The sequence below is a fragment of the Pyxidicoccus sp. M15 genome, from assembly GCF_056858435.1.
This window is the reverse complement of the sequence record NZ_CM166495.1, coordinates 3,641,137-3,667,289: the sequence shown is the minus strand read 5'-3', so window position 1 is coordinate 3,667,289 and position 26,153 is coordinate 3,641,137. Positions and strand designations below refer to the sequence as shown.

Annotated in this window: 21 protein-coding genes; 7 read left to right on the top strand and 14 right to left on the bottom strand. The window is 69.9% G+C overall.

Going from position 1 to position 26,153, the window contains the following annotated elements:
• Positions 1-13 precede the first annotated feature (13 nt).
• Complete coding sequence (gene sthA, locus ACX9TP_RS13765) at positions 14-1,420, top strand: Si-specific NAD(P)(+) transhydrogenase (RefSeq protein WP_482980178.1); 1,407 nt, start codon at positions 14-16, stop codon at positions 1,418-1,420.
• A 4-nt stretch (positions 1,421-1,424) separates the two neighbouring features.
• On the opposite strand, the gene ACX9TP_RS13760 is transcribed toward sthA, so the two are convergent.
• Together ACX9TP_RS13760 and ACX9TP_RS13755 are read right to left on the bottom strand one after the other, a co-directional pair.
• Entirely contained in the window at positions 1,425-1,694 is a 270-nt protein-coding gene (locus ACX9TP_RS13760; protein ID WP_482982166.1) for a hypothetical protein, read from the bottom strand.
• Between the two features lie 133 nt (positions 1,695-1,827).
• On the bottom strand, positions 1,828-2,190 hold the full coding sequence (locus ACX9TP_RS13755) for a nuclear transport factor 2 family protein (protein WP_482980177.1): 363 nt from the start codon (positions 2,188-2,190) through the stop codon (positions 1,828-1,830).
• A gap of 213 nt (positions 2,191-2,403) precedes the next feature.
• Between ACX9TP_RS13755 and fusA the strand changes: the two genes are divergently transcribed.
• Both fusA and ACX9TP_RS13745 read left to right on the top strand, forming a co-directional pair.
• The gene (gene fusA / locus ACX9TP_RS13750; RefSeq protein WP_482980176.1) at positions 2,404-4,518 is read left to right on the top strand and encodes an elongation factor G; all 2,115 of its coding nucleotides are present in this window, start codon (positions 2,404-2,406) and stop codon (positions 4,516-4,518) included.
• An 86-nt stretch (positions 4,519-4,604) separates the two neighbouring features.
• A complete protein-coding gene (locus ACX9TP_RS13745; RefSeq protein WP_482980175.1) occupies positions 4,605-6,527 on the top strand; it encodes an ABC-F family ATP-binding cassette domain-containing protein in 1,923 nt (640 codons plus the stop codon).
• A 45-nt stretch (positions 6,528-6,572) separates the two neighbouring features.
• Here the strand turns inward: ACX9TP_RS13745 and ACX9TP_RS13740 are convergent, their stop codons facing one another.
• Complete coding sequence (locus tag ACX9TP_RS13740) at positions 6,573-9,047, bottom strand: ABC transporter permease (protein ID WP_482980174.1); 2,475 nt, start codon at positions 9,045-9,047, stop codon at positions 6,573-6,575.
• Between the two features lie 343 nt (positions 9,048-9,390).
• On the opposite strand from ACX9TP_RS13740, the gene ACX9TP_RS13735 reads away from it, so the two are divergent.
• Positions 9,391-10,305 carry a flagellar motor protein MotB gene (locus tag ACX9TP_RS13735; RefSeq protein ID WP_482980173.1) on the top strand — a complete coding sequence of 305 codons (915 nt, stop codon included), beginning with the start codon at positions 9,391-9,393 and terminating at the stop codon, positions 10,303-10,305.
• Positions 10,306-10,307: 2 nt separating this feature from the next.
• Here the strand turns inward: ACX9TP_RS13735 and ACX9TP_RS13730 are convergent, their stop codons facing one another.
• The 3 genes from ACX9TP_RS13730 to ACX9TP_RS13720 all read right to left on the bottom strand — a co-directional run bounded on the left by ACX9TP_RS13730 (position 10,308) and on the right by ACX9TP_RS13720 (position 14,208).
• Entirely contained in the window at positions 10,308-12,203 is a 1,896-nt protein-coding gene (locus ACX9TP_RS13730) for an OPT family oligopeptide transporter (protein WP_482980172.1), read from the bottom strand.
• 112 nt (positions 12,204-12,315) lie between these two features.
• Positions 12,316-12,801, bottom strand: a complete 486-nt coding sequence (locus ACX9TP_RS13725) for an FKBP-type peptidyl-prolyl cis-trans isomerase (RefSeq protein WP_482980171.1) — start codon at positions 12,799-12,801, stop codon at positions 12,316-12,318.
• Between the two features lie 66 nt (positions 12,802-12,867).
• On the bottom strand, positions 12,868-14,208 hold the full coding sequence (locus tag ACX9TP_RS13720; protein WP_482980170.1) for a dicarboxylate/amino acid:cation symporter: 1,341 nt from the start codon (positions 14,206-14,208) through the stop codon (positions 12,868-12,870).
• Between the two features lie 104 nt (positions 14,209-14,312).
• On the opposite strand from ACX9TP_RS13720, the gene ACX9TP_RS13715 reads away from it, so the two are divergent.
• Positions 14,313-14,951: a hypothetical protein gene (locus tag ACX9TP_RS13715; RefSeq protein ID WP_482980169.1), complete on the top strand. Its 639-nt coding sequence runs from the start codon at positions 14,313-14,315 to the stop codon at positions 14,949-14,951.
• A gap of 30 nt (positions 14,952-14,981) precedes the next feature.
• Here the strand turns inward: ACX9TP_RS13715 and ACX9TP_RS13710 are convergent, their stop codons facing one another.
• The gene (locus ACX9TP_RS13710) at positions 14,982-15,764 is read right to left on the bottom strand and encodes a DNA-methyltransferase (protein WP_482980168.1); all 783 of its coding nucleotides are present in this window, start codon (positions 15,762-15,764) and stop codon (positions 14,982-14,984) included.
• Between the two features lie 37 nt (positions 15,765-15,801).
• On the bottom strand, positions 15,802-16,029 hold the full coding sequence (locus tag ACX9TP_RS13705) for a hypothetical protein (RefSeq protein ID WP_482980167.1): 228 nt from the start codon (positions 16,027-16,029) through the stop codon (positions 15,802-15,804).
• 216 nt (positions 16,030-16,245) lie between these two features.
• Between ACX9TP_RS13705 and ACX9TP_RS13700 the strand changes: the two genes are divergently transcribed.
• Together ACX9TP_RS13700 and ACX9TP_RS13695 are read left to right on the top strand one after the other, a co-directional pair.
• Positions 16,246-16,938 carry a hypothetical protein gene (locus ACX9TP_RS13700; protein ID WP_482980166.1) on the top strand — a complete coding sequence of 231 codons (693 nt, stop codon included), beginning with the start codon at positions 16,246-16,248 and terminating at the stop codon, positions 16,936-16,938.
• Positions 16,935-17,849 (top strand): type VI immunity family protein, encoded by a 915-nt coding sequence (locus tag ACX9TP_RS13695; protein ID WP_482980165.1) that lies wholly within the window; start codon positions 16,935-16,937, stop codon positions 17,847-17,849. The genes ACX9TP_RS13700 and ACX9TP_RS13695 overlap by 4 nt, the downstream gene beginning before the upstream one ends.
• 9 nt (positions 17,850-17,858) lie before the next feature.
• On the opposite strand, the gene ACX9TP_RS13690 is transcribed toward ACX9TP_RS13695, so the two are convergent.
• The 6 genes from ACX9TP_RS13690 to ACX9TP_RS13665 all read right to left on the bottom strand — a co-directional run bounded on the left by ACX9TP_RS13690 (position 17,859) and on the right by ACX9TP_RS13665 (position 26,082).
• On the bottom strand, positions 17,859-18,773 hold the full coding sequence (locus ACX9TP_RS13690) for a DUF2381 family protein (protein ID WP_482980164.1): 915 nt from the start codon (positions 18,771-18,773) through the stop codon (positions 17,859-17,861).
• Between the two features lie 55 nt (positions 18,774-18,828).
• Positions 18,829-20,856 (bottom strand): serine/threonine protein kinase, encoded by a 2,028-nt coding sequence (locus ACX9TP_RS13685; protein ID WP_482980163.1) that lies wholly within the window; start codon positions 20,854-20,856, stop codon positions 18,829-18,831.
• Positions 20,857-21,078: 222 nt separating this feature from the next.
• On the bottom strand, positions 21,079-22,260 hold the full coding sequence (locus ACX9TP_RS13680; RefSeq protein WP_482980162.1) for a TfuA-like protein: 1,182 nt from the start codon (positions 22,258-22,260) through the stop codon (positions 21,079-21,081).
• Positions 22,257-23,366, bottom strand: a complete 1,110-nt coding sequence (locus ACX9TP_RS13675) for a YcaO-like family protein (RefSeq protein ID WP_482982165.1) — start codon at positions 23,364-23,366, stop codon at positions 22,257-22,259. Before ACX9TP_RS13675 ends, ACX9TP_RS13680 begins: the two co-directional genes overlap by 4 nt.
• A gap of 104 nt (positions 23,367-23,470) precedes the next feature.
• On the bottom strand, positions 23,471-24,724 hold the full coding sequence (locus ACX9TP_RS13670) for an imm11 family protein (RefSeq protein ID WP_482980161.1): 1,254 nt from the start codon (positions 24,722-24,724) through the stop codon (positions 23,471-23,473).
• Positions 24,725-24,738: 14 nt separating this feature from the next.
• A complete protein-coding gene (locus tag ACX9TP_RS13665; protein WP_482980160.1) occupies positions 24,739-26,082 on the bottom strand; it encodes an AHH domain-containing protein in 1,344 nt (447 codons plus the stop codon).
• Between the last annotated feature and the right edge of the window lie 71 nt (positions 26,083-26,153).

Genomic DNA, 26,153 nt, shown 5'->3' with positions numbered 1-26,153 from the left:
AGGGTCGCCGCCCATGGCGGACTTCGACCTGGTAGTCATCGGCTCCGGACCGGCCGGAGAGTGGGGCGCGGTGCAGGCCGCGCTCGCGGGCAAGCGCGTGGTGGTGGTGGAGCGCGAGCCGGTGCTGGGTGGCACGGCGGCCAACACCGGCACCCTCCCCTCCAAGACGCTGCGCGAGACGGCGCTCCACCTCTCCGGCCTCAAGGCCCGCGGCCTCTACAGCGTGGAGACCACGCTGCGCCACGAGGCCACCGTCTCCGACTTCCTCTACCGCGAGCGCCGCGTGAAGGGCATGGAGCGCGAGCGCATCCTCCAGAACCTCACGCGCCACGGCGTGCAGGTGGTGCGGGGCACCGGCTCGCTCGCGGACCCGCACACCGTGCTGGTGCGGAGCCAGGACGGAGCGGAGCGCCGGCTCACCGGCGACTTCATCCTCGTGGCCACCGGCTCGTCCCCGTACCGGCCGCCGCAGTACCCCTTCGGCGACGCGCGGGTGCACGACTCGGATGAAATCCTCGACATCGGCCGGCTGCCGCGCTCGCTGGTGGTGGTGGGAGCGGGCGTCATCGGCTGCGAGTACGCGTGCATGTTCGCCGCGCTCGGCATCCCCGTGACGCTGGTGGACCTGAAGCACGAGGTGCTGCCCTTCCTCGACGCAGAAATCTCCGCGCTGCTCGGCCAGCGCCTGAGGGCGCTCGGCATCCACCTGTGCTTCGGGCAGAGCGTGAGCACGGTGGAGGTGCCCGTGGACCCGGAGCAGCCCATCCGCCTGACGCTCTCCACCGGAGAGGTGGTGGACACGGACCAGGTGCTGGTGGCCTCCGGCCGCACCGCCAACACGGCGGGCCTGGGACTGGAGGCGCTGGGCGTGAAGCTGAGCAAGCGCGGCCAGGTGGAGGTGGGCCCGGACTTCCAGACGGCCGTCCCGCACCTCTACGCGGTGGGCGACGTCATCGGCTTTCCCGCGCTGGCGTCCACCTCCATGGACCAGGCGCGCATCGCCGTGGAGCACGCCTTCGACCTGACCGGCGCGCGCACCCTGGCGCCGATACTCCCGTACGGCATCTACACCATCCCCGAGGTCTCCATGGCCGGGGAGACGGAGGAGTGCCTGCGCGAGAAGGGCATCCCCTACGTCGTCGGCCGCGCCACCTTCGCCAGCAACCCGCGCGGTCAAATCATCGGAGAGATGCACGGCCTCCTGAAGCTGCTCTTCCACCGCGAGAGCCTCAAGCTGCTGGGCGTGCACGTGCTGGGCGAGCAGGCCTCGGAGCTGGTGCACATCGGCCTCACGGCCCTGCTCACCGGCTCCAGCGCGCGCCTCTTCGTGGAGACGTGCTTCAACTACCCCACGCTGTCGGAGGCCTACAAGACGGCCACCTTCGACGCGCTGGACTACCTGAAGCGCGTCGGCGGCTGACGCTTCAGCGCGTGCCCTTGAGGCTGCCCACCGTGAGGCCCGCGGACGTGGGCGCCACGCGGTGCACGCCGTCCGCCGAGGCGCGCGCCAGGGACGGCGCCCCCGTGCGGCCCGAGGCCTGGGTGGACGTCGGCGCCGCCGCGCGTCCCCCGGCGCCGCCGAGCAGCTCCTTGATGCGCTGCCAGCGGACCTTCTCCTCGGCCATCAGCCGCGTGAGCTCCTCGCGGGCCGCGGCGTCCTGGAGCTCGGCGGCGGCAGAAGCCACCTTGTCCATGAAGGGCAACAGGTAGCCGAAGTCCCTATCGAAGGTGCTGGTGGGAGAGCTGGTGGAGCTGGGATTCTTCGCCACGGCCGTCCTCCTCGTCGTCACGTCACCCTAGCCCAACCCCACCCGCCCGTCCGTTCTCTCAGCCGTGGTAGACGCGCGAGGCGACAATCCGCCCCCCGCGCACGTCCAGCACCTCGGCCACCGGCATGGGGGCCTCCCCCGGGGCATGGCGCAGGTACTCCATGAAGACCCGGTCCTGATCCGCGGTGAGGGCCGTCTCCTCGTAGCGGATGCCCGGCAGCCGGGCGATGGCCTCGCGCCACCACTTCGCCAGCGCCGGGCGGCCCAGCAGGCGACCGCCCGTCTCCGGGTGGAGCACCCGAATCTTCGGGGAGGTGTGGGTGCAGTCCTCCGCGTAGAGCGCCACCAGGGCGTCCACGTCGTGGGAATTGAAAGCGTGCAGCCAGGCTTGGGCGAGGGAGAAGTTTTCGGATGCGCTCATGGTTAGGAGACCTCGGAAAGCATTGCCCGGGTCGCTTCCAGCAGCGACTCGGGCCTCATCTATATAGAGGTGGGATACACGCCTGGTAGGCGGAGGTGGGTGTAGGCAAGCCCACCGTCATGCGGATTTGGCTGGAAACTCAGTCCTGTGGGAAGTAAGGGCCCCGCCTGCTCTGTTCCCTCAGGCACTTTTCAAATCAAGAAGGACCGGATCGTGGCCGCCAACGTACCCATCGAGAAGATTCGCAACATCGGTATCTCCGCCCATATCGACTCGGGCAAGACGACGCTCTCCGAGCGCATCCTGTTCTATACGGGCCGGATCCATGAGATCCACGAAGTCCGCGGCAAGGACGGCGTGGGCGCGATCATGGACTCGATGGACCTGGAGCGTGAGAAGGGCATCACCATCCAGTCCGCCGCCACGTTCGCGATGTGGGGCGAGCACAACATCAACCTCATCGACACCCCGGGACACGTGGACTTCACCATCGAGGTGGAGCGCTCCCTGCGCGTCCTCGACGGCGCCATCCTCGTGCTCTGCTCGGTGTCCGGCGTGCAGTCCCAGTCCATCACCGTGGACCGGCAGATGAAGCGCTACCGCGTTCCGCGCATCGCGTTCGTCAACAAGATGGACCGCGCCGGCGCGAACTATGACCGCGTGGCCGCGCAGCTGAAGGAGAAGCTGAACCACCACCCGGTGAAGCTCCAGCTGCCCATCGGCGCCGAGGACCGCTTCAAGGGCCTCATCGACCTGGTCACCATGAAGGCGTTCTACTTCGATGGTGAGAACGGCGAGAACGTGCGCGAGGAGGAGATTCCCGCGGACATGCTCGAGGACGCCAAGACGCGCCGCCAGCAGATGATTGAAGGCGTGGCCGAGGTGGACGACCAGCTCGGCGAGCTGTTCCTGGCCGACTCCGCCATCACCAACGAGCAGATCACCGCCGCCATCCGCCGGGCCACCATCGCCCTGAAGATGACGCCGGTCATGTGCGGCTCCGCCTACAAGAACAAGGGCGTGCAGCTGCTGCTCAACGCCGTGTGTGGCTACCTCCCGAACCCCAAGGAGGCGACCAACGAGGCGCTGGACCAGAAGAACAACGAGGCGAAGGTCATCCTCGAGTCGGACCCGGAGAAGCCGTTCGTGGGTCTGGCGTTCAAGCTGGAGGATGGGCGCTACGGGCAGCTGACGTACATGCGCATCTACCAGGGCCGGGTGGCGAAGGGTGACTTCATCGTCAACCAGTCGAACCAGAAGAAGGTCAAGGTGCCGCGCATCGTGCGCATGCACTCCAGCCAGATGAACGACATCAACGATGCCACGGCGGGCGACATCGTCGCGCTGTTCGGCATCGAGTGCGCCTCCGGCGACACGTTCACCGACGGCACCGTGAGCTACACGATGACGTCCATGCACGTGCCGGACGCCGTCATCTCGCTGGCCGTGTCCCCCAAGGACCGCGGCGCGCTGGCCAACTTCTCCAAGGCGCTCAACCGGTTCACCAAGGAAGACCCCACCTTCCGCGTGCACCGCGACGAGGAGTCCGGGCAGACCATCATCCGCGGCATGGGTGAGCTGCACCTGGAGATCTACATCGAGCGCATGAAGCGCGAGTACAACTGCGAGGTCCAGGCCGGTAAGCCGCAGGTGGCGTACCGTGAGACCATCAGCCAGAAGGGCGAGTTCGCCTACACGCACAAGAAGCAGACCGGTGGTTCCGGTCAGTTCGCGCGCGTGTGCGGCTACCTCGAGCCGCTGCCGGCGGACGCGGTGCAGCAGTACGAGTTCGTGGATGACATCGTCGGTGGCTCCATCCCCCGCGAGTTCATCCCGGCCTGCGACAAGGGCTTCACCGAGGCCGTGAAGAAGGGCAGCCTCATCGGCTTCCCCGTGGTGGGTGTGCGCGTGGTCATCAACGACGGCGCCTTCCACGCGGTGGACTCGTCCGAAATGGCGTTCAAGACGGCCGCCATCATGGGCTTCCGCGAGGGCTACGCCGCCGCCAAGCCCATCATCCTCGAGCCGATGATGAAGGTGGAGGTCCAGGCTCCCGAGGACTTCCAGGGCTCGGTGGTGGGTCAGCTGAACCAGCGCCGTGGCACCATCCTCAACACGGAGACCGCCGAGGGCTACGTGACGGCGGTGGCCGAGGTGCCGCTGAACACCATGTTCGGCTACTCCACGGACCTGCGCTCCGCCACCCAGGGCAAGGGCGAGTTCACGATGGAGTTCGCTCGCTACACCCCGGTGCCGCGCAACGAGTCCGAGGCCCTGATGGCCGCGTACAAGGAGAAGCAGGCCGCGGAGCAGGCGGCCCGCAAGTAGTCCACGCATCCGCCGCACTCTGGCGGTAAGGAAGGCGCTCCTCTTCAGTGAGGGGCGCCTTTCGCCTTTTCAGGAGTCCACACACCGTGACGCTGCTTCGTGCCGCCAACGTCCAGCTCAGCTTCGGAAGCCGCACCGTCTTCCAGGGCCTCACCTTCACCATTGAAGAGGGCGAGCGCGTGGGCCTGGTGGGCGTCAACGGCTCCGGCAAGTCGTCGCTGATGAAGATTCTCGCCGGCGCGGCGAAGCCGGACACGGGCGAGTTGCAGCTGCGGCGCGGCGCCCGCGTCACCTACCTGCCCCAGGAGCCGGAGTTCCCCGAGGGCGCCACGGTGGCCTCGGAGCTGTCCGTGTCCGAGGCCCCGCTGAAGGAGGCCCTGGCCGCGCACGCCGAGCTGGCGAAGCGGCTGGAGGCCGCCCCGCCCGAGGAGCACGAGAAGCTGCTGGAGCAGTTCTCCGCGCTCAGCGACCGGATTGAGCAGATGGGCGGCTGGGGCACCGAGCACCACGCGAAGACGCTGCTGGACAGGCTGGGCGTGAAGGACTGGGACCGGCCGGTGGCGCAGCTGTCCGGCGGCCTGCGCAAGCGGGTGTCCATTGCCCGGGCGCTGCTGACACGGCCGGACTTGCTGCTGCTCGACGAGCCCACCAACCACCTGGACGCGGACACGACGGACTGGCTGGAGGAGGAGCTGGACAAGCTGCCCGGCGCGCTGCTGCTCGTCACGCACGACCGCTACTTCCTGGACGGGCTGGTGGACCGCATCGTCGAAATCCAGCCCGGCGAGGGCGTGACGTCCTACCCCGGCAACTACCAGGCCTACCTGGAGCAGAAGCTGGTGGCGCAGGAGAACGCCGAAGTGGCGCAGCACAAGCGCGAGCGCTGGATTGCGCAGGAAGTGGCGTGGCTGCGCCGGGGCCCGGAGGCGCGCCGCACCAAGAGCAAGGCGCGCATCGACCGGGCGCAGAAGCTGATGGCGGAGAAGGGCTTCCAGCGGCCCAAGGTGGCGGACCTGCGCGTGGCCGCGGCGCCCCGGCTGGGCCACACCGTCATCGAGGCGGAGGGGCTCCAGAAGTCCTTCGGCGACCGCAAGGTGCTCAGCAACGTGGACTTCCGGCTCCAGCGCGGCGAGCGCGTGGGCCTGGTGGGGCCCAACGGCGTGGGCAAGACGACCTTCCTGCGCGTGCTGCTCGGAGAGACGCCTCCGGACGGCGGCAAGCTCGTCATCGGGAAGAACACCAAGGTCGCGTACTACGACCAGCAGCGTGCGCAGCTGGACCTGGAGTCCACCGTGTACGAGTCCGCCTCGCAGGGCGAGGACTGGGTCATCCTGGGCGACCAGAAGGTGGCGCTGCGCGACTACCTGGACGACCTGCTCTTCCCGGTGCCCATGCAGCGCATGAAGGTAAAGGCCCTGTCGGGCGGCGAGCGCAACCGGCTGCTGCTGGCGCGGCTGTTCCTGGAGGGCGCCAACGTGCTGGTGCTGGACGAGCCCACCAACGACCTGGACATCGTCACGCTCAACATCCTGGAGCGGCTGCTCCTGGACTTCGGCGGCAGCACGCTGCTCGTCACGCACGACCGGTACTTCCTCGACAAGGTGGCCACCAGCATCCTCACCTTCGAGGGTGGCGGCCGCGTCACCCGCTACGAGGGCAACTACGCGATGTACCGGCGGCTGAAGGAGCAGTCGGAGGCGCAGGCGGCCACGAAGCCCGTGCCGAAGAAGGAGGAGCCGCCCGCCGCCGCCCCCGCCGCGAAGGCCGTGCGCAAGCCGGGGAAGCTCTCCTACAAGGACCAGCGCGAGCTGGACGGCATGGAGGCCACCATCGAAGCGGCCGAGACGAAGAAGGCGGCGCTGGAGGCGCAGCTCGCCGACCCGGCCGTGTACAGCAACGGCTCCAAGGTGGCGGAGGTGAACAAGGAACTGGAGGCCACCGCCGCCGAGGTGGACCGGCTCTACGCGCGCTGGCAGGAGCTGCAGGATCTGGCGGCTGGAGGGGCATAGCCCGGCACGGGCGCCTCACGAAGAGGCGCCCGCCCTGCCCCGTCGTCAGTCGTACTTCAGCGCGATGATGGGGTCCACGCGCGAGGCGCGCAGCGCGGGCACCCACGTGGCCACCAGCCCCACGCCCAGCAGCACCAGCGGCGCGGCGGAGAAGGCCAGCGGGTCCAGGGCGCTCACCCCGTGCACCATGCCCTCCACCACGCGCGTCAGCCCCCACGCGCCCGCCACCCCCAGCGCCACGCCCAGCCCCACCGAGCCCAGGCCCTGGAGGAGCACCAGCCGCACCACCTCGCCGCGCGGCGCGCCCAGCGCCAGCCGCACGCCCATCTCCCGCGTCCGCTGGCTCACCAGGTAGGACAGCACGCCGTAGATGCCGACGGCCGCGAGCACCAGCGCGAGCGCCGCCATCAACCCCAGCAGCACCATGTTGAAGCGCTCCGAGCCCAGGGAGCGCGCCACGTGCTCCTCCAGCTTCAGCGTCTCCGTCACCGGCTGCTGCGCGTCCACCGCCCACAGCTCGCGCTGCACGCTGGACACCAGCGCCGCGTGCCCGCCCGGGGCGCGGACCATCAGGTTCTGCGGCAGCATGCGCACCAGCATCCGGTTCATCTGCGGGCTCGTCTGGCCCAGGGCGGTGTAGAGAATCACCGGCGTGTCCTCGCCCAATCCGTTCTCACGCACGTCCCGCACCACGCCCACCACGGTGCGCGGCACCGTGTCGCCGATGGAGGGCACCGACGGGCCCACCCGGATGCGCTGGCCAAGGGGCTCCTCGCCCGGCCAGTACTTGCGCGCCGCCGCCTCGTTGATGACCACCACGGGCTCCGAGCCCGCCACGTCCGTCTCCGCCAGCAGCCGTCCACGCACCAGGCGGATGTCGAGGGCCCGGAAGTACGCCGGCCCCACCGGGCGGAACTGCCCGCCGCCCAGGCCGGGGCCGTCATGGCGGCCCTCGTACCTGCCTTCAATCGCGAACTCCATGCTGGGGCCCAGGCCCATGGGGAGCGACGACGCGAAGGCCGCCGCCTCCACGCCCGGCACCGCCGCCACGCGCTCCACCACCTGCTTCGCGAAGCGCTCCAGGGCCGCCGGCTCGCCGTAGCGCCCCTCCGGCAGCGACAGGCGCAGCACGTGGACGTCGTGCGGGTCGAACCCCGGGGCCGTGTTGCTCAGCGCCGCGAAGCCGCGGATGAGCAGCGCCGCGCCCACCAGCAGCACCACCGCCAGCGCCACCTGCCCCACCACCAGCAGCCGCCGCGTGCGCCCGCCGCCGGGGCCGGAGGTGGACCGCTGCGCGCCCTCTCGCAGCGCCGCCTGCAAGTCAGGGCTCGAGGCCTGCCACGCGGGGAGCAGCCCGAAGAGGAGCCCCGTCACCAGGGAAGCGCCCAGGGTGAAGAGCAGCACCACGCCGTTGACCTCCACCGGCGCGCCTCCCAGCCCGCCGCCCCCCAGAACCGGCGCTCCCTGGGGGGCCAGCGCCAGCAGCGCCGGCAGCGCCGCGGTCGCCAGCAGCAGCCCCAGCCCGCCGCCCGCGAGCGACAGCAGCAGGCTCTCCGTGAGGAGCTGGCGCACCAGCCGCCCCGGCGCCGCGCCCAGGGCGGCGCGCACCACCAGCTCCCGCTGCCGGGCCGCCGCCCGCGCGAGCTGGAGGTTGGCCAGGTTGACGCACGCGATGAGCAGCACCAGGGCTACCGCCCCCAGCAGCACCCAGAGCGCCAGCCGCAAATCACCGGCGAGGAACACGCGCAGGTCCTGCGCGTGGAACAGCTCGCCCTCGTCGATGAGGATGGGCTTCTCCGTGCGCATGCGCTTGCTGAGCGTGGCCAGCGTCGCGTCCACCGCCTCGGGGGACACGCCCGCCTTCAGCCGTCCCGTCATGAAGAGGAAGTTGGCGTTCTCCTCGTTGGTGAGGTCCAGCTGCAGCGGCGTCCACAGCTGCACGCCATTCGGATACTGGAAGCCCGCGGGCGCGACGCCCACCACCGTGTAGGGCTGGTCATTCAGGTTGAGGGACTGGCCGATGACATCGGCGGCCCCGCCGAAGCGCCGCAGCCAGAGCCCGTGGCTGATGACCACCGCGTGGCCGCCGCCCGGCACGTCCTCCTCCGGCAGGAAGCCACGCCCCAGCTCCGGCCGCACGCCGAACGTGTCGAAGAAAGACCCCGTCACGCGCATGCCGGACAGCCGCTCCGGCATCCCGTCCCCCACCAGGTTGAAGCCGCTGGGGAGCACCTCGTAGGCCGTGACGTGGGAGAAGACGGGGGACGCGCCCGACAGCCACGCGTAGTGCGCGATGCTCTGCGAAGAGCTCTCGCCATCCGACTCCTGGCGGACGAGCTGCACCAGCTGCTCCGGCTCCGGGTACGGCAGCGGGCGCAGCAACACCCCGTGCACCACACTGAAGATGGCCGTGTTCGCCCCGATGGCCAGGGCGAGCGTCAACACGGAGACGAGCGTGAAGCTCCGGTTCTTGAGCAACAACCGGAGCGAGAAGCGGAGGTCATCAACCAGGACGGACACGGGGACACCCCTTGCGGTGTCTGCCGTACGCCCCGCCCGCGCCGCCATTGCCCCCCGCCCTCCACGCGGATTCCGTGCATCATTTTTCGACTCGCCGACTCTCCGCCTGCGAGGAGGAGAACGACTCGCACCGGCTCCGTGCGGGCACGTCCAGAGAAGGTGACTTCACCGCAAGCCAGGGAGAATCCGGATGGAGCCGTCGTCAAGGGGACCTCCCCTTCGCCGCGGAATACTTGCCCCGTGTGGGGCAACCGGAGCTGCCCTTGCGCTCCCATTCCAAGCATGCGACTGCTCCCAGGTTTCGGGGCCGTCTTTCGCGCTGACATTCATCGAAGGAGTCGTCGTGCCTTCCCGGCCTTCGCTCGCCCTGCTCTCTGCTGTGTCGTCCCTCGCGCTGCTCCTCGGCCCCGCCTCCGCGCGGGCGCAGGACGCGCGGCTTCCCCACTTCAACCTCCAGCGGCTGGAGCTGGACCCGGCGGCGCTGGGTTCACTGGTGGTGGGCACCGGCCGCACGCTCCCGCAGGGCATGCTGCGAGTGGCGGTGCAGGGCCACTATGAGAATCTGCCCTTCCACTTCCAGACGCGCTGGGAGCCGGGTGGCGGCACGGGGCTGGTGGAGAACCGCTTCACCATGGACGTGACGGCCGCCTTCGGCGTGCTGTCGTGGCTCCAGGTGGCGGCGGAGGTGCCCTACATCGTCCAGCAGGGCGGCGAGCCCCACATGGGCGTGTCACCGCCCTCGGGCCAGGGCATGGGGACACCGTGGGTGGGCGCGCGCGCGGCGCTGCTGCGCCAGGACTTCGGCCTCCAGGTGGCGGCGGACGTCAGCGCCGCGGTGCCGGTGGGCAGCGTGGAGTTGCTGGCGCGCGACGACTACGCGGTCCACCCGAAGCTCCAGCTGGGCTTCCTCGCCGAGGGCTGGCAGGTGGGCGGCGAGGCCGGCGTGCTGCTGCGCGAGAAGCGGGAGCTGGGCGCGCTGTCGGGCGAGGCCAAGGACATCGTCGGCAGCGAGCTGCGGCTGGCGGGCACCGTGACGTCCCGCGCCGGCGAGTCCACGCGCGGCGAGGTGAGCGTGCTGCTGGGCGTGCCGCTGCAGGGCGGCCGCGTGGGCGCCGAGCTGCTGCTGGCCATCCGCAAGCACGCCCTGTCCTTCATGGACCTCTACGTCATGGGCGGGCCGGGCGTCGGCGCCGGCCTGGACACGCCCACCTTCCGCTTCATCGGGGGCGTGTCCTTCTCCACGTCCAAGGTGGACTGAGGCTACTTCGGCATCACCCCGAAGGCCTTGGCCATCGCGAGGCCGATGCCCAGCAGGCTCTCTCCGGCGATGAAGCCCGAGGACACCGGCAGCACCATGTCCTCGGCCAGCTTCGGCTTCGCGCGGCGCAGGCCCTCCGCCAGGGCCGAGCCGAGGAAGAAGGCGATGGAGCTGGAGCCGGGGATGACGATGGCCAGGCCGAAGCCCGCGGCGGACGGCACGTAGGCCTTCGCCTTCGCCGGGGCGAACTTCTCCAGCAGCACCAGGAGGATGCCCAGCGTCGCGCCGCACAGCGCGCCCATGCGGGCCGTCTGGGGCAGCGCGGCCACGCCCGAGGCCAGCAGCTTCGACACGCCGGCCCACACCATGGACGCGGGCGCAGGGAATTCCTCCGTGCCGAGCACGTCCGCGCTGGGCACGAGGATGCGGAACACCGGCACCACCACCGCCGCGCCCGCCACCACGCCGAACAGCTGCGCCACGAACTGCTGGCGCGGGTTGGCACCCAGGAGCCACCCGGACTTCAAGTCGGTCAGCAGGTCCGCCGAGTGCAACCCCACGCCGCCCGTGGCGTTGGCGCTCATCACGTTGGCGGGGATGTTGCCCGGCGCCAGGCCGCCGAAGATGAGCTGGGTGACGGGGCCCAGCGCCTTGGTGGGCGTGGTGTCCGTCTCACCCGTCACGCGGCTGGCGATGACGCCCATGACGACGGCCAGCGGCATGGCCAGCACGCCGGCCCACCACGGAATCTGGAAGAGGTACGCCATCAGGAAGACGGCGATGGGACCCAGCACCGCGAAGCCCAGGGGGAACCAGGCCGGCGGGCACTCGATGCCGGCCAGCGGGTCCTGCTCGTCCTGCGCGCTCTTGCCGCCGAACAGTCCGGACAGCGCCTTGAAGGAGCGCGCCACGCTGCGCCACTGGAAGGCGAAGGACAGCAGGCCCGAGGACACCAGCACCGCCGAGCCCGTCCACACCATCCAGCTGTTGATGGCCTTGTACGTCACCTCGGGGATGGCGCCCTGGCTCACCATGGCCGGCGCCAGGAAGCCGTAGGTGAGCACCGCGCCCAGCAGCATGGACCAGCCCGTCTTGAAGCTCACCAGCGCGCCCGCGCCCACCAGCAGCAGGCTGAAGTCGAACGACAGCGACCAGGCCGACGCCTTCTTCCCCAGCATGGTGAAGGGCAGGCTCATCTTCTCCGGGATGTTCGTCAGCCACGTGAAGCGCGCGTCCCGGATGAAGACGAGCGCCGCGCCCACCAGCCCCGACAGGCCCAGGAGCCGCGACTTGCGGCGGGCCACCTCGCCATGGCCGTGCAGCGCGCGGATGGTCTCCGCGGTGGCCGTGCCAGTGGGGAACGGCAGCGCCTCGATGTTGATGAGCTGGCGCTTGATGGGGATGGCCGCGAAGACGCCCAGCGCGGAGATGACGGCGAACCACACCATCAGCCAGCCGGCTGACGGCAGCGCGCCGGTGAGCATCAGCAGCGCGGGCACCGCCGCCATGTTGCCGCCGCCCGTCATGTAGCCGGCGGCCGAGGCCACCGAGCCCATGGCGTTGTTCTCCAGGTCGGTGAACTCCTTCTTCAACAGCCGCAGCGAGCGCAGCGTGCCGAACACCGCGAAGGCGAGGATGCAGGCGGTAATCGTGACGCCCAGGCTCCAGCCCGTCTTGAGGATGACGTACAGGTTGGACAGGCACATCACCGCGCCGATGAGCATGCCCGCGATGACGGCGCGCACGGTGAGCTGGCGGCTGCCGCCCTGGTAGACGTGCTCGAGCCAGTAGCGCTCCGGGTCCTTCGCCGCGGACGCCCCCGGGTCGCCGTGCGGCGGTGTGTCGGAGGGGTGGATGCGCAGCTCGCTCGGGGACGGAGACGGAGAGGAGGGACTCATTGGGGCGCCGACGATAGTGCACCGCCCCCGGCCCCGCGAAATGCTTGTTCCACCCGAAGGGTGGGGCCCGGACGCCCCCACCCCGCGAGTGGCCGCGATGCGTCAGCGCGTCTCAGCCGTGGTCATGGCCGCCCGCGCCATGGACGTGGCCGTGGGTGAGCTCTTCCTGGGTGGCGGCGCGCACCTCGCGCACGGTGACGTCGAAGTGGAGCGTCTTGCCGGCCAGCGGGTGGTTGAGGTCCACGACGACGGCGTCGTCGCGCACCTCCTGGATGCGCAGGGGGATGTCGCCCTGGTCCGTCTGCGCCATCAGCGTCTGCCCGGGCTGCGGGTTGAAGCCGGGCGGCAGCATGTTGCGCGGCACGGTGCGCACGCCTTCCGGGTCGTGCTCGCCGTAGCCCTGGCCGGCGGCCACCACCACCTGCTTGCTCTCGCCAGCGGACATGCCTTCGATGGCGCCCTCCAGGCCCGGGACAATCTGCCGGTGGCCGTGCAGGTAGGCGAGCGGCTGTCCGGGCGCGCTCTGGTCGATGACCTGCTCATCTCCCAGGTGCAGCCGGTACTCCAGCGAGACGACGGAATCCTTGGCGACCCTCATACGGGCTCCTTGGTGCTGCGGGATGACTGCTCTCGTGGTGAAGGATGGGCTGCGAAATGCCGGGTGTCAGGACGCGGAAGGGTCTGCCGCCCCCTCCTCGGCCGGGCGGTCGAGCGGCTCCCCCCGGGCCACGTACACCGCGGCCGCGAGGTCCCCGGTGACGTTGAGGGTGGTGCGGCACATGTCCAGGAAGCGGTCCACGCCGAGGATGAGGCCCAGCCCCTCCACCGGAATCTTGAACATGCCCAGAATCATCGCGATGACGGGGATGGAGCCCGCCGGCACCCCCGCGGTGCCGATGCCCGCCAGAATGCAGATGAACATGATGAGCCCCTGGTCCGGCAGGCTGAGCTGCACGCCGTAGACCTGGGCGAGGAAGAGCACGGTGACGCCCTCGAAGAGCGCGGTGCCGTTCTGGTTCATGGCCGAGCCCGCGGTGAGCACGAAGCGGGCCACGGTGCGCGGCAGCTTGAGGTTCTCCTCGGCCACCTTGAGCGCGGTGGGCAGCGTGGCGCTGGAGGAGGCCGTGGAGAAGGCGGTCGCCATCACCAGCCGGACGTCGCGGAAGAACGTGATGGGGTTGCGCCCGCCCAGGAAGCGCACGGACAGCGAGTAGACGATGAACATGTGGATGCCCAGCGCCAGCAGCACCGTGGCCACGTACGCGGCGAGCTGCGCGAGGATGCCCAGCCCCAGCCGGGCCGTCATCGCGTACAGCAGCGCGGCCACGCCGAAGGGCGCCAGCCGCAGCACGCCGTCGATGAGCTTCATCATCACGTCGTAGAGGCCCTGGATGATTTCGCGCAGCCGTCTGGCGGGCTCGCCCGGGGTGAGCGCCAGGCCCATGCCGAAGATGAGCGAGAAGACGATGAGGCCGATGAAGTCCCCGTCGGCGGCGGCCTTGAGGGGGTTGGTGGGCACCATGGAGACGAGCACGGCGCCGAACGACGTGGCCTCCGGCGGAGGCGCGGCCTTCACCGTGGCGGCGCCCCGGGCCAGGGCGCGCGCCTCCTCGCTCAGGCCCGTGCCCGGCTGGATGGCATTGACGAGCAGGAGGCCGATGAGCACGGAGATGGCGGAGAAGACGACGGTGTAGCCCAGCGTCCGCAGGCCCAGGCGGCCCACCTGCTTCAAGTCCAGCTCCGCCACGCCCACGACGAGGGCGGAGAAGAGCATGGGCACCACGAGCATGAGGAGCAGGCGGATGAATATCTGCCCCAGGGGCGAGGCCACGTTGTCCACGCTCCACGTCAGCCAGGGCGCGTGCTGGGCGATGACGTCGGCGGGGACCGGCCCCTCGGCGATGCCGGCCGCCTTCCGGGCGATGGCGGTGGCGATGGCGTTGACGGTGAGGCCCGTCACCGCGCCAGCGACAATGCCGATGAGCATCTTCTGGTGCGCCTTCATCCGGTGTCTCCGCGCCCTCCTGGCCGGAGGGGAATGGGCCGCGCAGCCTAGCGGCAAAGGAAGGTGGCGCCCACCCTCGCGGTAGGACAATGCTCGGTGGACCCGTGGAAACCCTCGTCCAGCTCACCGAAGGCGCCGTGTCCGCTCCCCTCTTCCGCCGCCTGCTGCGGTGCGTGGGAGCCCTGGGGACGGAGCGCCTGCGTCAGACGTACCAGACGACCTTCTGGTACGACTTCGGCCCTCCCGCCAACGTGGTGGAGGAGGTCATCCTCGCGCTGCGCCCGGAGGTGACGGGGCGGCGGCGCATCGCGGGGGTGGAGTGGTGGCTGTCGCGCATGTACCCCACGGACGTGCGCGTGGACTTCCACCAGGACCGGGACGAGAAGTTGGCGTTGCGCACGGGGGAACTGGTGCACCCGCGCATCTCCTCGGTGCTGTTCCTCAACCGCGTGCGCGGGGGGGCGCTGGTGGTGACGCGAGAGATGCCCGAGCCGGAGAACCCCTCGCTGGCCCCGGCGCGGCTGGACACCGCGGATTTGGTGGCGCCGCGTCCCAACCGGCTGGTTCGCTTCGACGGGACGCTGACGCACGGCGTGCTGGACGCGGAGAATCAAATTCCGGATGGGAAGCTGCCGGGGCGCTCGCGGCAGCGTCGCACGCTGGTGATGAACTGGTGGGGGCACCGGCCCACGGAGATTCCCACGTGGGCGGAGACGCGGCTCTATCGGGCGCTGGCGCGATAGGGCGCTACGGCGCGCTGGCCAGCCGGGCTGCTACGGCGTGCTGACGCGCTGAGCCGCTTCCGCCGCTGTCTCCCGGAGACGGCGGGTGACGCGCTCGGCCCACTCGGGTTCGACTTCGAGGCACGCGGGCCGGCGGCCGAGCCGCAGCGCCGCAGCGGGCATGGAGCCGCTGCCGGCGAACGGGTCCAGCACCGTGTCCCCGGGGCGACTGTAGGTACGGACCAGGGGCTCGAGGACGGAGAAGGGCTTGTGGTGCGGGTGGCCGCCCCAGCGCGCGGCCTCGCCTTCGTCGTCGTAGCCGCCGACGACGGCCCAGACGGTGGGCAGGTCTCCGGGCGCGAGCGGCGGCGCGGGCGTGCGGGCGATGACGAGGGCGACCTCGTAGACGCGCAGGGTCTGCTCGTTGGCGTTCTTGTCGGTGGTGCGCTTGCCCCAGACGTACTCACCGCGCAGGTGCGGGTAGCCCAGGCCGCGGGCGGCGGTGAGGATGGGCTCCTTGCCGAGCAGGTTGGTCCAGATGATGAGCGGCGCGTCCGGCGTGAGGTGCGCGACGGCGCGGGACAGCCAGGCTTCGGAGAAGGTGCGGTAGTCGCGCACCGTCTCGAAGCGGACAATGGGGTTCTGGTCGATCTTCTTGTGGGCCCGGGTGTCGCGCAGGTCCCCGCCCTTCCGGCGCCGCGTCAGGAGGCAGTAGGGCGGGTCCGTGTGGAGCAGGGCCGCGCGGGTATCGCCGAGGGCGGCGCGGTAGCCCTGCGGCTCGCGCGAGTCGGCGTTGATGCAGCGAAGGGAGTCTGCCGGAGGAAGGGAGGTCATCGTCCTGGGCGGCACCCTACACGGCGGCGCGCGAGGCTCAAGAGGGCTCGCGGGTGACGGAGAGGATGTCCCCGACGGGAACCCGGGCATGCGAGCGGAAGACGGCGAAGTCGTCCCCCTGCTCGGTGACGACGTCGGTGACGACGTCCGCGAAGGACTCCCCGGCGCGGAGCTCCACGGCCACGGGGCGGCGACGGAGGACAGCCTCTTCGAGCACGTCGATGAAGTCACAGCGGCCCACGTCGTCCTGGCACATCCGGGCCATGGCTTGCCTGCCTCCTCGCGCCCGCGCTGGGGCGTGTGCGGGGAATGTAATGGCGGGCGGGTTCGGCGGCTCGGGTAGCGTCAGGACGTAGGCGTGGGAGGGAGGCCCGATGAGACGGAGTCCGGCTGTTGTGGTTGCCATGGGAGTCCTGATGTTCACCGTGGGGTGTGGGCCGGGAGCCCTTCCCGGCGAGGGACGGGGAGCTATGCGCAGGCAGTGGACTCGGTGAGCGCGACGTGCCAGCGCGACCCGGCCTATTGCGCCGCGCTGGCCGGAAAGGAGCCCGGCGCTTCGCTGGCGGTGCGGGCCGCCCAGGTGGCAACCGCGGGCAAGGCGTGGGAAGCCGCCGATGAACTGGTCCGGAAAACCGTCGAGGACATGCTGGTGGAGTGCGCGAAACTGGCGGATGCGGAGGTGAACCGGAAGGAGTTTGGAGGGCGGCCTCCGACAGCAGAGGAATGCGAACAACAGGTGGGCGGCACGCGCGAGAATCCCGTGACCCGGGCCATGAGGTTGGGAGGTGCGAAGCACAAGCTCGCCGCCCAGTGTACGGAGCAGAGGCTGGGCCGAGCGCACCCCGGACGCTTCATCCTGGAGCAGCGCTACCGCATCAATCCCGAGACGCGACAACTGGAGATGATCAGCCCCGAAACAGAATTGGCGATGCTTCGCAACGGAGGAAGGGAACTGGCCGGCTCCGTGGTACCCGACGTCGTCATCCACACGGGCAACCCACTTCAGGCCCAGCTCGTCTACGACTTCAAGTTCCCCTGTCCCGAGACCAATGAAGGCGACTGGCGAACCTATCCGCCTGGGAATGCGCTCAGGGTCAGGAACCAGCGGGAAGCCTACTTGAAGGTTCTGGATGCAACTCCGGCTCGTGTCACCCCCAAAGGGGTCTTCAAATGAGCGAACGGTTTCCTGGAGTCCGTATCTCCACCGTGGACGGCGCTCAGTTCAGCGGGATTGGGCTCATCATTCGATTCTTCATGCACCGCTCCCACGCAGGCCTTGCCCCCTGCGTGATGCGCGCACTGGACACATACAGACAGACAGTGGGGCCAGACACCCTTGCCTGGTATCCGGATGCGGAGGGCGATTGGCGGCGTCTGGACGACTCGGCCTGGGAGCGGACACGGCAGGCACTGCTCGACACCAGCACGCACGCCTTCGCGACCTTGGTGGACCAGCCCACGCGCAACGTTGATTTTCGATTCGAGTACGAGGGGGTGTCGCTCGAAGACCCGGGCCTGTTTGACGATCCCAGGCGTGCCTGTGTGGCCAGCTTCTGGCTGCCCTCGACATTCCTGGAGAAGTCGGGGCCAGGGAACGCACGTGAGCTCGCGTTGCAACTGGCGGCTCACCTGCCCTTCAACTCTGGGTACGCCAGCCTCGTCTTCAACAGGTCCGAGCAACCTGTGGACGTCGTTCGTCAGCTCAGCAAGTTGTGCTTCCGCTACCCAGGCGTCGACATGCTCGAGCACCCGGCTTCCTGGGACATCGGCACGCGAATCCCTGGCGCCTACTGGCTGACGTTCCTTGGGCAGCCCGTGTTGGGCGAACTGGGCGGCGCCGACGGTCTACGTGCGCGTCTGACAGCTCCCGCTACCACCGTGCAGCAACTTCCGGGAGACCGCGCCGTCGTCACACTTGATCAATGGCCCGAGACGGGTGATGTGGAAGCAGGAGAAAACCTGCCCGCCTACCGGGAACTTTCGCGCGTGCTGGAGCCGTGGCTCTACCACGACGCAGGAACCCGCTTCGATCCGGACTTCACACCGGAAGACAAGCGCCGCTGGGAGCGCCGCTTCCTGGATTGAGCACCGCACTCAAGGCACCAGGAGCCCTTCGAGCGTTACAGACGTACCGCCGCCCTCGTCCCACAGCTTCAGGGTGTAACGCCCCGCTTGAAATGCAGCCGCGTCCTCGATTGCAATCACGACATCCTGATCCGTCCGACGATTCGCGGGGCCCTCCTGCCACGGACGCAGCACCTTCACTGCCTGCCCCTGAGCATCCCGGAGCGACGCCGTAGCCGCCGTCCATCCCCCATCCCCTCCATGCCACCGCAGCGTCACGCGTAGGGCCGTCCAGCGTTTCAACAGTCGGACAAGACGCGCCTCGTCGACGGCAATCGGAACAGAGCTCTCCTCCCGTCCGTAGGTCAGCGACTTTTGCTCGATGCGCGGCATCAGGGTGATGGTCGCGAGCAGGGAATCGTCGCCGACAGACGGAGCGTTCGACGGCTGAAGCCTCCCGACCTCCTGACGAAGCCGCGCCATTCCACTCTTCAGTTCCTCGACTTCCTGACGATAGGACTCCGCAGTGCGGGGCTGTCGGTAGAGCTCGACCTGCCGCTCGACCCGGGCGGCATCCACCACCAGTCTGAATGCGGCTCGCTCCGGAGCCGCACCGTCCCGGAATCGAACTTCCAGCCGCAGGTGCTCACCGCGTCGGAAGGTGCTCGAAGGAACGAGCACCAGGTGGTCCTCCGACATGCCCAGCCGCTGGAAGCGCTCGCGTCCTTCGAGCACCACCTCATCGGGACGGATCGGTGAATCGAAGAGCACCGTGGTGGACAGTCCCGGGCCGATATGGATTTCAGGAAGCGACGCCCCCGTTTCCTTGAGGTCGATGCGGCGGACGTCGGCGGGCATCTCCGCGGCTCCGAGGTCGGCGGCATCCGCGACAGGTGCCAGCAACAGCCCCCACGCGAGCACGATGAAGGAATACGAAGCGAACAAGGCCGGAAGACCTCCTGGTGGCAGCGCCCATATCCCATCGGGCTCGCGGCTCTCGCTACGGGTACTTGGTGAGCCTTCCGAGGTACGTCGACGTCGCCAGGTTCACGAACGGGGACACCATCGGCTTCTCGGGTGTACTCCGGCGCGAATAGAGATGTCCCAGCTCCCATCGAGACCTGTCGGTCACGAGGTTGGCGCACACGGCGTAGTGCTTGCCGTCCGGCGTTTCTACATCTGTTATCCACCCATAGACACGGTCCTTCCCGCGAAAGAGCTGTCCGTGCATACGGCTCCCATCCGGGATGGTGAACTTCCCGCCGGTTCCGTCAATATTATCATGCACGGTCATGGTGAAGGGACCGTCTGGCGGAACGGGAGCATCCACGGTTTTGTCCGGTTCCCCGTCGGTGAACCAGACTTGCTTGTCGTCTCCGAAATAGTAGCCCACCGGGAAGCCCATCTTCTCCATCCCCTCGATGACCTCCGGCGCGCACGGCTTCTCTGGAGATGCAGTACGCACCTGGGGACCGCTCGCGCAGGCAGCCCCGAGCCCCATGCAGGCCGCAGCCGCCGCCTTCGCGGCGCGACTCATGGCGGGCCGCTTTGGCGCTGACGGCGCGGGAGCTCCACTGTCGGGAGTTTCCGTCACCCGCGCGGAGGCCAGCATCCCCGCGTCCAGGGAAGCACCGGCATCGGCGGAGGGCGGCACCGCCGCCAGGGAGTTTGTATCGGGAAGACTCGGAGGACGGCTCGTCACAGCGGGATTTCCTTTCTCGGAAGAGGGCGGAGGAACAGGCGGCGCCGCCGTGCCTCCAGGGGATTGCGACAGGCGTGGCAGCGCGAAGGCCACGAAGCCAAGGACGAGGAGCACGCCCAACCCGAACCCAGCCACGGCCCGACTCCTCCTCCGCGGCGAGGACGGCGACGTCACCTCCTCGCCCTTCATCGGTTGCCGCGGAAGCTCGGGGCCGCGCACGGGCGCCGCCGCGAGCGGCTCCAGCGCGGCGGGCACGGGAGCAGGCTCGGGCTCCGTGGTCTCGGAGGACTCCGGCGGCTTCAACGCCTCCAGCGGCGCGCGCCCCAGCTCCGGCATCATCCGCACACGCGGCGTTTCCGAGCCCGCGCCCTGTGAATCCATCTCGGGAGGCCGGTCCAGCGACACCCGCCACGCGGGCTGCCGCTTCTCCTTGGCCACGTCCCAGAGCGCCTGCAGCAGCGCCTCCGTGCCCGGATAGCGGTCCTCGGGACGCTTCTCCAGCAAGCGCATCGCGACGTCGCCCAGGGCGCGTGGCACCTTCGGATTCACGACGTGCGGCGCGCGCGGCGTCACCGTTTCGATGGCGGGCAGCAGCCGGTCGTAGGGCAGCTTCGGGTCGAACGCGTAGCCGTCCGTGAGCGCCTCGTACAGCAGCGCTCCCAGCGCGTAGAGGTCTCCCGGCACGCCCGCGTCGAAGTGCGCGCCCTGCTGCCATGTGCCCTCGCGGAGGAAGGCCACGCACTCCGGCGGCAGCAGGTGCGGCGAGGCCGGAGCCACCCCCACCGTCAGCGTCGTCGCCCCCGGCATCCGCACGGTGCCCAGGTCGATGAGGAAGGGGCGCTCGTCCTCGCGGCGGATGAGCAGGTTGTCGCCCTTCAAGTCCCGGAGATGCATGCCGCGCCGGTGCAGGTCCGCCACCACGCGCACCACCTCCGTGAACACGGAGAGCAGGTGCGCCGCCGTGGGCTTCACCCGCCAGCGCCACTCGTGGAACGTCTCGCCGTCCACGTAGTCGGTGACGAAGTACAGGTAGCCGTCGGGCGGCTCGGGCCAGCGGTCCACCGCGTGGAGCCGGGGAAGGTTCGGGTGCGGCGCGCAGGCCAGCAGCGCGGCCACCTCGTGCGCCAGCCGCCCGTTGACGTCCTCCTCCTCCGCGGCATGCGACCCCGCCGGACGGAGCGCCATCTTCAGCGAGTAGAACCGTCCGCCCCGCTCCACCTTGAAGACCCGCCCGAAGCCTCCGGCCCCCAGCGACGCCACCACGCGCCACGGGCCGACCTCGCTGTCGGGGACGAGCTGGTCCGGGTGGAAGGGCGGCGACCTCACGGACACGCCTCCACCACCCGCCAGGTCGGCCCCTGCTCCGCTCCCGGCGCCCCCACGCGCACGGCACCACGTGACGGCGAGGCCATCACCGGCGCGTGTTGCACGAGAGGCTCGGGAACCACCCAGGAAGCGGGGCTGAACAAGGGCAACCTCCAGGGTTGACCTTACCCTCTCCCGTGGGTCTGTCACAGAATTTCCCACCCGCGAGGTGGGTGCCCCTCTTCACTCCGACCCGACGTCCCCCGTCGGGTCCTCGGAGTCCTCCCTCGCCACCTCCCTGGCCGTCCGGGCCCAGCGCCCGCGCAGGCGGGACTCGGAGGCCAGGGCTTCGTCCCAGGACGGCCCGTCGGGCAGCAGGCGCGGCGCGTGCGCCAGGACGAGCCGCTCCAGCGCCAGGTCCTCGCACAGCCTTCGCAGCCCCACCGTGTCCAGCCCGCACGCGGTGAGGTACGCCTCACGCCGTCCGGGCGCGACACCGCGCGCGTCCCACCACGCGGCCTCCTCCGCATCCACCTCGTCGGAGGTCGCCGTCAGCCCCAGCGTCCGCGCCTGGCCCGCGAGCAGCTCCCGGCGCAGGCCCGCCTCGGCCATCTCCACCGCGTCGGGAGCTTCACGCAGCGCCTCCAGCACGCGCCCCGACGGCACCGCGCCGCCGCGCACCTGCGTCACGTCGTCCACCAACCGGCGGCGACGCACGAGCGATGAGGGCGACTGCCACGCCCCCACCGGAGCCGGAGTCCCCGAGGCAGCCCACTCCGCCGCGGCCTGGACGCAGGCGATGGCGTCCAGCCGCTTCAGGTCCTCACCACCGTTCGGGAACCACGACTCCCAGGCGGCGCGGGTGGACTCCGTCCAGCTCGGACGCACGCGCTCCAACACGCGGGGCCAGGTGCGCTCCTGGTAGAAGAGGTCGTCGGCTGCCTGCACCAGCGCGCTCGCCGCGTCGCGTCCGAGCACCCGCGCCGCCCTCGCGCGCTCCGCCACGTGCCGCACGTTGACGAGCGGCACGGTGAGCGGCTTCCAGCCATGCTCCGCGTCGGCATGCAGCAGGGCGACCTCGGAGTCGTCCACCACCACGCCGTCCCGGTACCACGCGAAGATGCGCCCCACGCCCACCATGCCGTGCGGGGCCAACTCCGCCGCGCGCAGGGCGCCCATGCTCGCGCCTCCGAAGACGGCGACGCCCGCCTCCAGCGCCGCCAGGATTTCGTGGTGCCACACGGAAGGCTGCGCCTCGAAGACGCCGTCCACCAGGGCGATGGCCCGGGGCCGGAGGCTCAGCGCCCGCCACACGTCCCCCTGCCTCGCCGGAGGCAGCACCGTGCACGGCGCCAGCCGCCGCGCCTCGTCCGCCGACAGCGAGGGCCCCAGGAAGACCACCAGCGCGTCCGTCCGCCGCGTCATAGGAGCTCCGAGATGCGCATGCCCGGCACCACCACCCGCCGCACGTGCAGGCCCGTGACGGGCGAATCCAGCTCCACCGCGGCCGCTCGCGCGAAGCCGGCGCGCTTCAGCAATTCCAGCACGCGCCTCACCCTTCGCGCGGCCGGGGCCTTCGCGTGAGCGCCCAGGTCGGGCATGTCCTCGGCCCGTCTTCTCGGACGCACCTGCGCGCAGGCGTCCGCGAAGCCGCGCGCGGCCTCGCGGTCCGACGAGGCCACGTCCTCGCGCGCGCCGTGGATGTCCGTCAGCCGCGACTGGGCCGCCTCCAGCAGGGCCTTCAGCAGCGCCTCGTCCCGGCTCAGTGCACAGGCATAGCCCGCGGTGAGGGGGACGGGCCCTTCCTCCATGTCCACCAGCACCGCTGCCCCCACCGGCAGGCCCACCGCGCCGGGCGTGCGCTTGGAAGGCGTGACGTCGAAGAGGTACACGCCGAAGCCCCGCTCCCGCAGCGTGTCCGCCAGCTTCGACGTGCGGGGCGCTGCCTCCAGCAGCTCCGAGGGCCGCAGCAGGCGCTGCCGCACGCCCTCCTCCGTCCACCCCTCGGGCAGGGTCCGGGAGAGCTGGTCCCGCTCCGTCGCCTCCAGCAACGCGTGCAGCAGGGCCAGCCCCGCGTCCGGATGCGCCCCGGAGCCGTTGCTCGTCCAGGCCGCCGCCACCGGCCCCAGTGAGGGCCCTTCCGGAGGGGGTACGTGGATGCCCTGCGCGGGCACCCACACCGAGCGCCCCGAGTTCAGCTCGGTGGCCTCACGCCAGGCGCAGCGCACCTCGTCTCCCCATATGCGCGGGGCCACGAGCGCGCCCGCGGACCCGAGCGACTCCGCGTCCCACAGGGAGCCCAGCCGGCCGTCCAGCTCCGCCCGAGAGCCCCACATGAGCCGGCCCGGCATCACCGTCTCCGCCGCCCACAGCTCCGCCGTCTCCAGCAGCGCGCCCCACGAGGCGTCGGCGTACGTGAGGCCCTTGCCGTTGCACACCTGGAGCACGTGGCCGCCAGGCCGCACGGCGCACGCCACTTCGACGCCGGTCCGGTCCAGTCCTGTGACACGCGCCACTCGCGTCACGCCCATGGCCCGGGCCAGCCGTCGGGGAAATTCCTGCGAGGAAAAGACGTCCTGGGTCGACCGCACGGGCGCGGACCTTAACCTGAACCCTCCAGACGATGTCGACGCGCTCACACCACGGGCTTGCGCCATGAGCGGGACAGGTGCGGCGCGTCGCTCTCTCTGGCGAAGCGGTGTGCCAGCTCGGCCGGCCCCCTGCGCCCCTGCTCCAGCATGAACTCGAGCTCCGACGGCAGGAGGGCCTTGATGGTGACGAGCAGCACCTCGCCGGCGGGCGTGGGGAAGCGCCGGGGGAGCGTGCTCGACTCCATCCCCAGCAGCACGGCGACGCGGCCTTCGCTCGTGACGAGCGGCTCGGGCATCGCGTCCCCGGAGACCTCCATCGACATGAGCCCCCGGTGCAGCCAGGTGCGCACATTCTCGTGCTCCGCCACCTCGTCGGCCACCTCGCGCAGCAGGCGCAACTGCCAGCTCGCCCGAGGCTCGGGGAGCGGCTCGTTGGTTTCGATGGCGAGCTCGAGCCCGAATCCCGTCGTGAGCTCGTCACGGTCGATGAAGGGGTCCGACAGGCCGTCGGTGACCAGGAGCGTGCTTCCTGACTCGCGGTGGATGACCCGCCAGGCCTGTCGATGCCCCGGCCAGTCCGGGCCGCTCGGGATGATGGGGATGATGGCCGCTTCTTCCATCCGTCCCATCGAGCTCCATGCCGCATCGCGCGCCGTGTCCATCTGCCTCAGGCGGGCGCGATGTCTGCGCTCCCAGGTGTCCTTCTCGCTCGCGGCGGAGGAATCAGGGCCGGTGACGTCCTCGAACTTCAGACCCGTGACGCCTGCTCGCTCCAGTGCGTTCTTGATGTCCTCGGAGACGATGAGAGCCACCGGCCACCCCCAGGGCCGGAAGACCTTCGCATCTCCGACCTGCGTAGGGTCGATGCGCATGCCGTGCACCGCGCTGTACTCCCCCACCCGCTCGGGCTCATCGTCTTCCGGAGTCCAGTGTTGCACTTCCGCGGACGCCTTCTCATCGATGCACTTCACGACGCGAGTGGTATTGAGAATGAAGTGCGGCCCAGATTGGGCATCGATTTCAACCGGAACGAGCTGCAAATCATCCGGAGCCAACTCGCGCATGAGCACAGCAACCCGGGCATTGACGATAGGGATGTCGAATGCCGCGAAGGTAAAATCCAGCGACCTTCCCGCAGCCCGAACGTCAACATTGAGCCGTCCTGAGGACGTCGCGGGCCTACCGCTCAGAAACAGCCCAGGAACAACCGTCTTGCCGCCCTCATCGAGAACCTTTCCCAGCGACCAGCGTCCGGAGAGGTAGAGGTCATCGAGCACATCAAAGTATCGATTCGCCATGGAGGGGACCGGCATCATTCGCTTCGGGTGACCAGCTTGTTGAGCGTACTTCCAGGTGTAGTGATTTCCCTGGCCAGCTTCTGAAGTTCCTTGATGAGCGCACTCCGACATTGCTGCAGGGTGTCGCAGTGCAGCGTCTTGAGATTGAGACGTCTGAACACCTCGCGATGGTACTGCTCGGGATGAGGGCCCTGATGCCCGGGAACCTGGACCCGGTTCGCCACGTCATCCAGTGACATGCCGGCGCGGTCGAATATCTCCTGGAACCGGGGCGTCCATGGCCCGCCTCGGACATCCGACTCGGAGTTCTTGTTCGTGGCGATGTGATGCTCGGGCCCCAGCGCCACGACCCCCGAGGCCGCGACCCCACCCGCCTCCTGCGCGGCCATCGCTACCGCGCCCGGTGCCAGCGCGATGCTCACCGCGCCACTCGATGACACCGCCACCGCTTCCACCTGTGCAGCCGCCCCCAGCCGAACCCCCGTCTGCGCCGCGACCACCAGCGCCGCCTGCCCGGAGCCCGGCAGCGTGGTGATTCGTGTGGCCAGCGACTCCGCCGTGCCACCCATCGCCGCCATCGCCAGCATGACGAAAGCCCGCGCGGCATTCCTTCCCATCACCGCGCCGTACTTCTCACCCGCCTCCCGCACCTCATCGAACGTGGTGGCCATCGCCACCTCCGCCGCCAGCACCCTCCAGCCCTGGACCAGGCTCCACACCGTGTCCCAGCCCAGGTAGCCGATGAGCGCCACCGTCAGCGTCGCGGCGATGCCCTTGGACAGCAGCGGCTCCGGCACCAGCCACAGCCCGAAGTAGACAACTCCGGTGGTGACGAGCATCGTCACCATGGCCTCCCGGTCCGTCAGCTCCTCCAACGCTTCGGCCGTCTCGTCCCACACCACCTCGAGCCCGAGCCGGAAGGCCAACGTCCGCTTGCCCTCCTCGTCCAGCGTGACGCCCTCCTCCAGCAGGTGCAGGCAGTCACCGGGCAGCTTCTTGCGTTGGCACCACTGCCCATAGCCACGCTCCAATTCCGTGCCCTGCTCGGACAAACTCAGCCGGCCCCGCCCCGGCTCCTCCACCGAAACGAGCCCCAGCCGCCCTCGCACCCGGGCCTCCGGCCGCACGAACAGCCGCAGCGCCGCGTCACGCGGCCGAAAGGACACATGCTCCGTGTCTACCAGCCCTCGAACGGACGACTGGAACGCCCTCCCTTCGAGAGGCACGGGCGCGACGTCCGTGCGCGGCGTATGAACACGGACGCTTCCATCGCCCGTCTCCAGGCGCACGGCACGTCCAGTCGCGCAGCCCGTACCCAGCACCACCAGCAGCAGTACGGCCCATCGGTTCCGCGGCATGCACTCCTCCCGGAGCCCCTCTCGGGTCGGCGGCGCACTATCCGCCAGCACAGCGAGCACTGCCACACAGG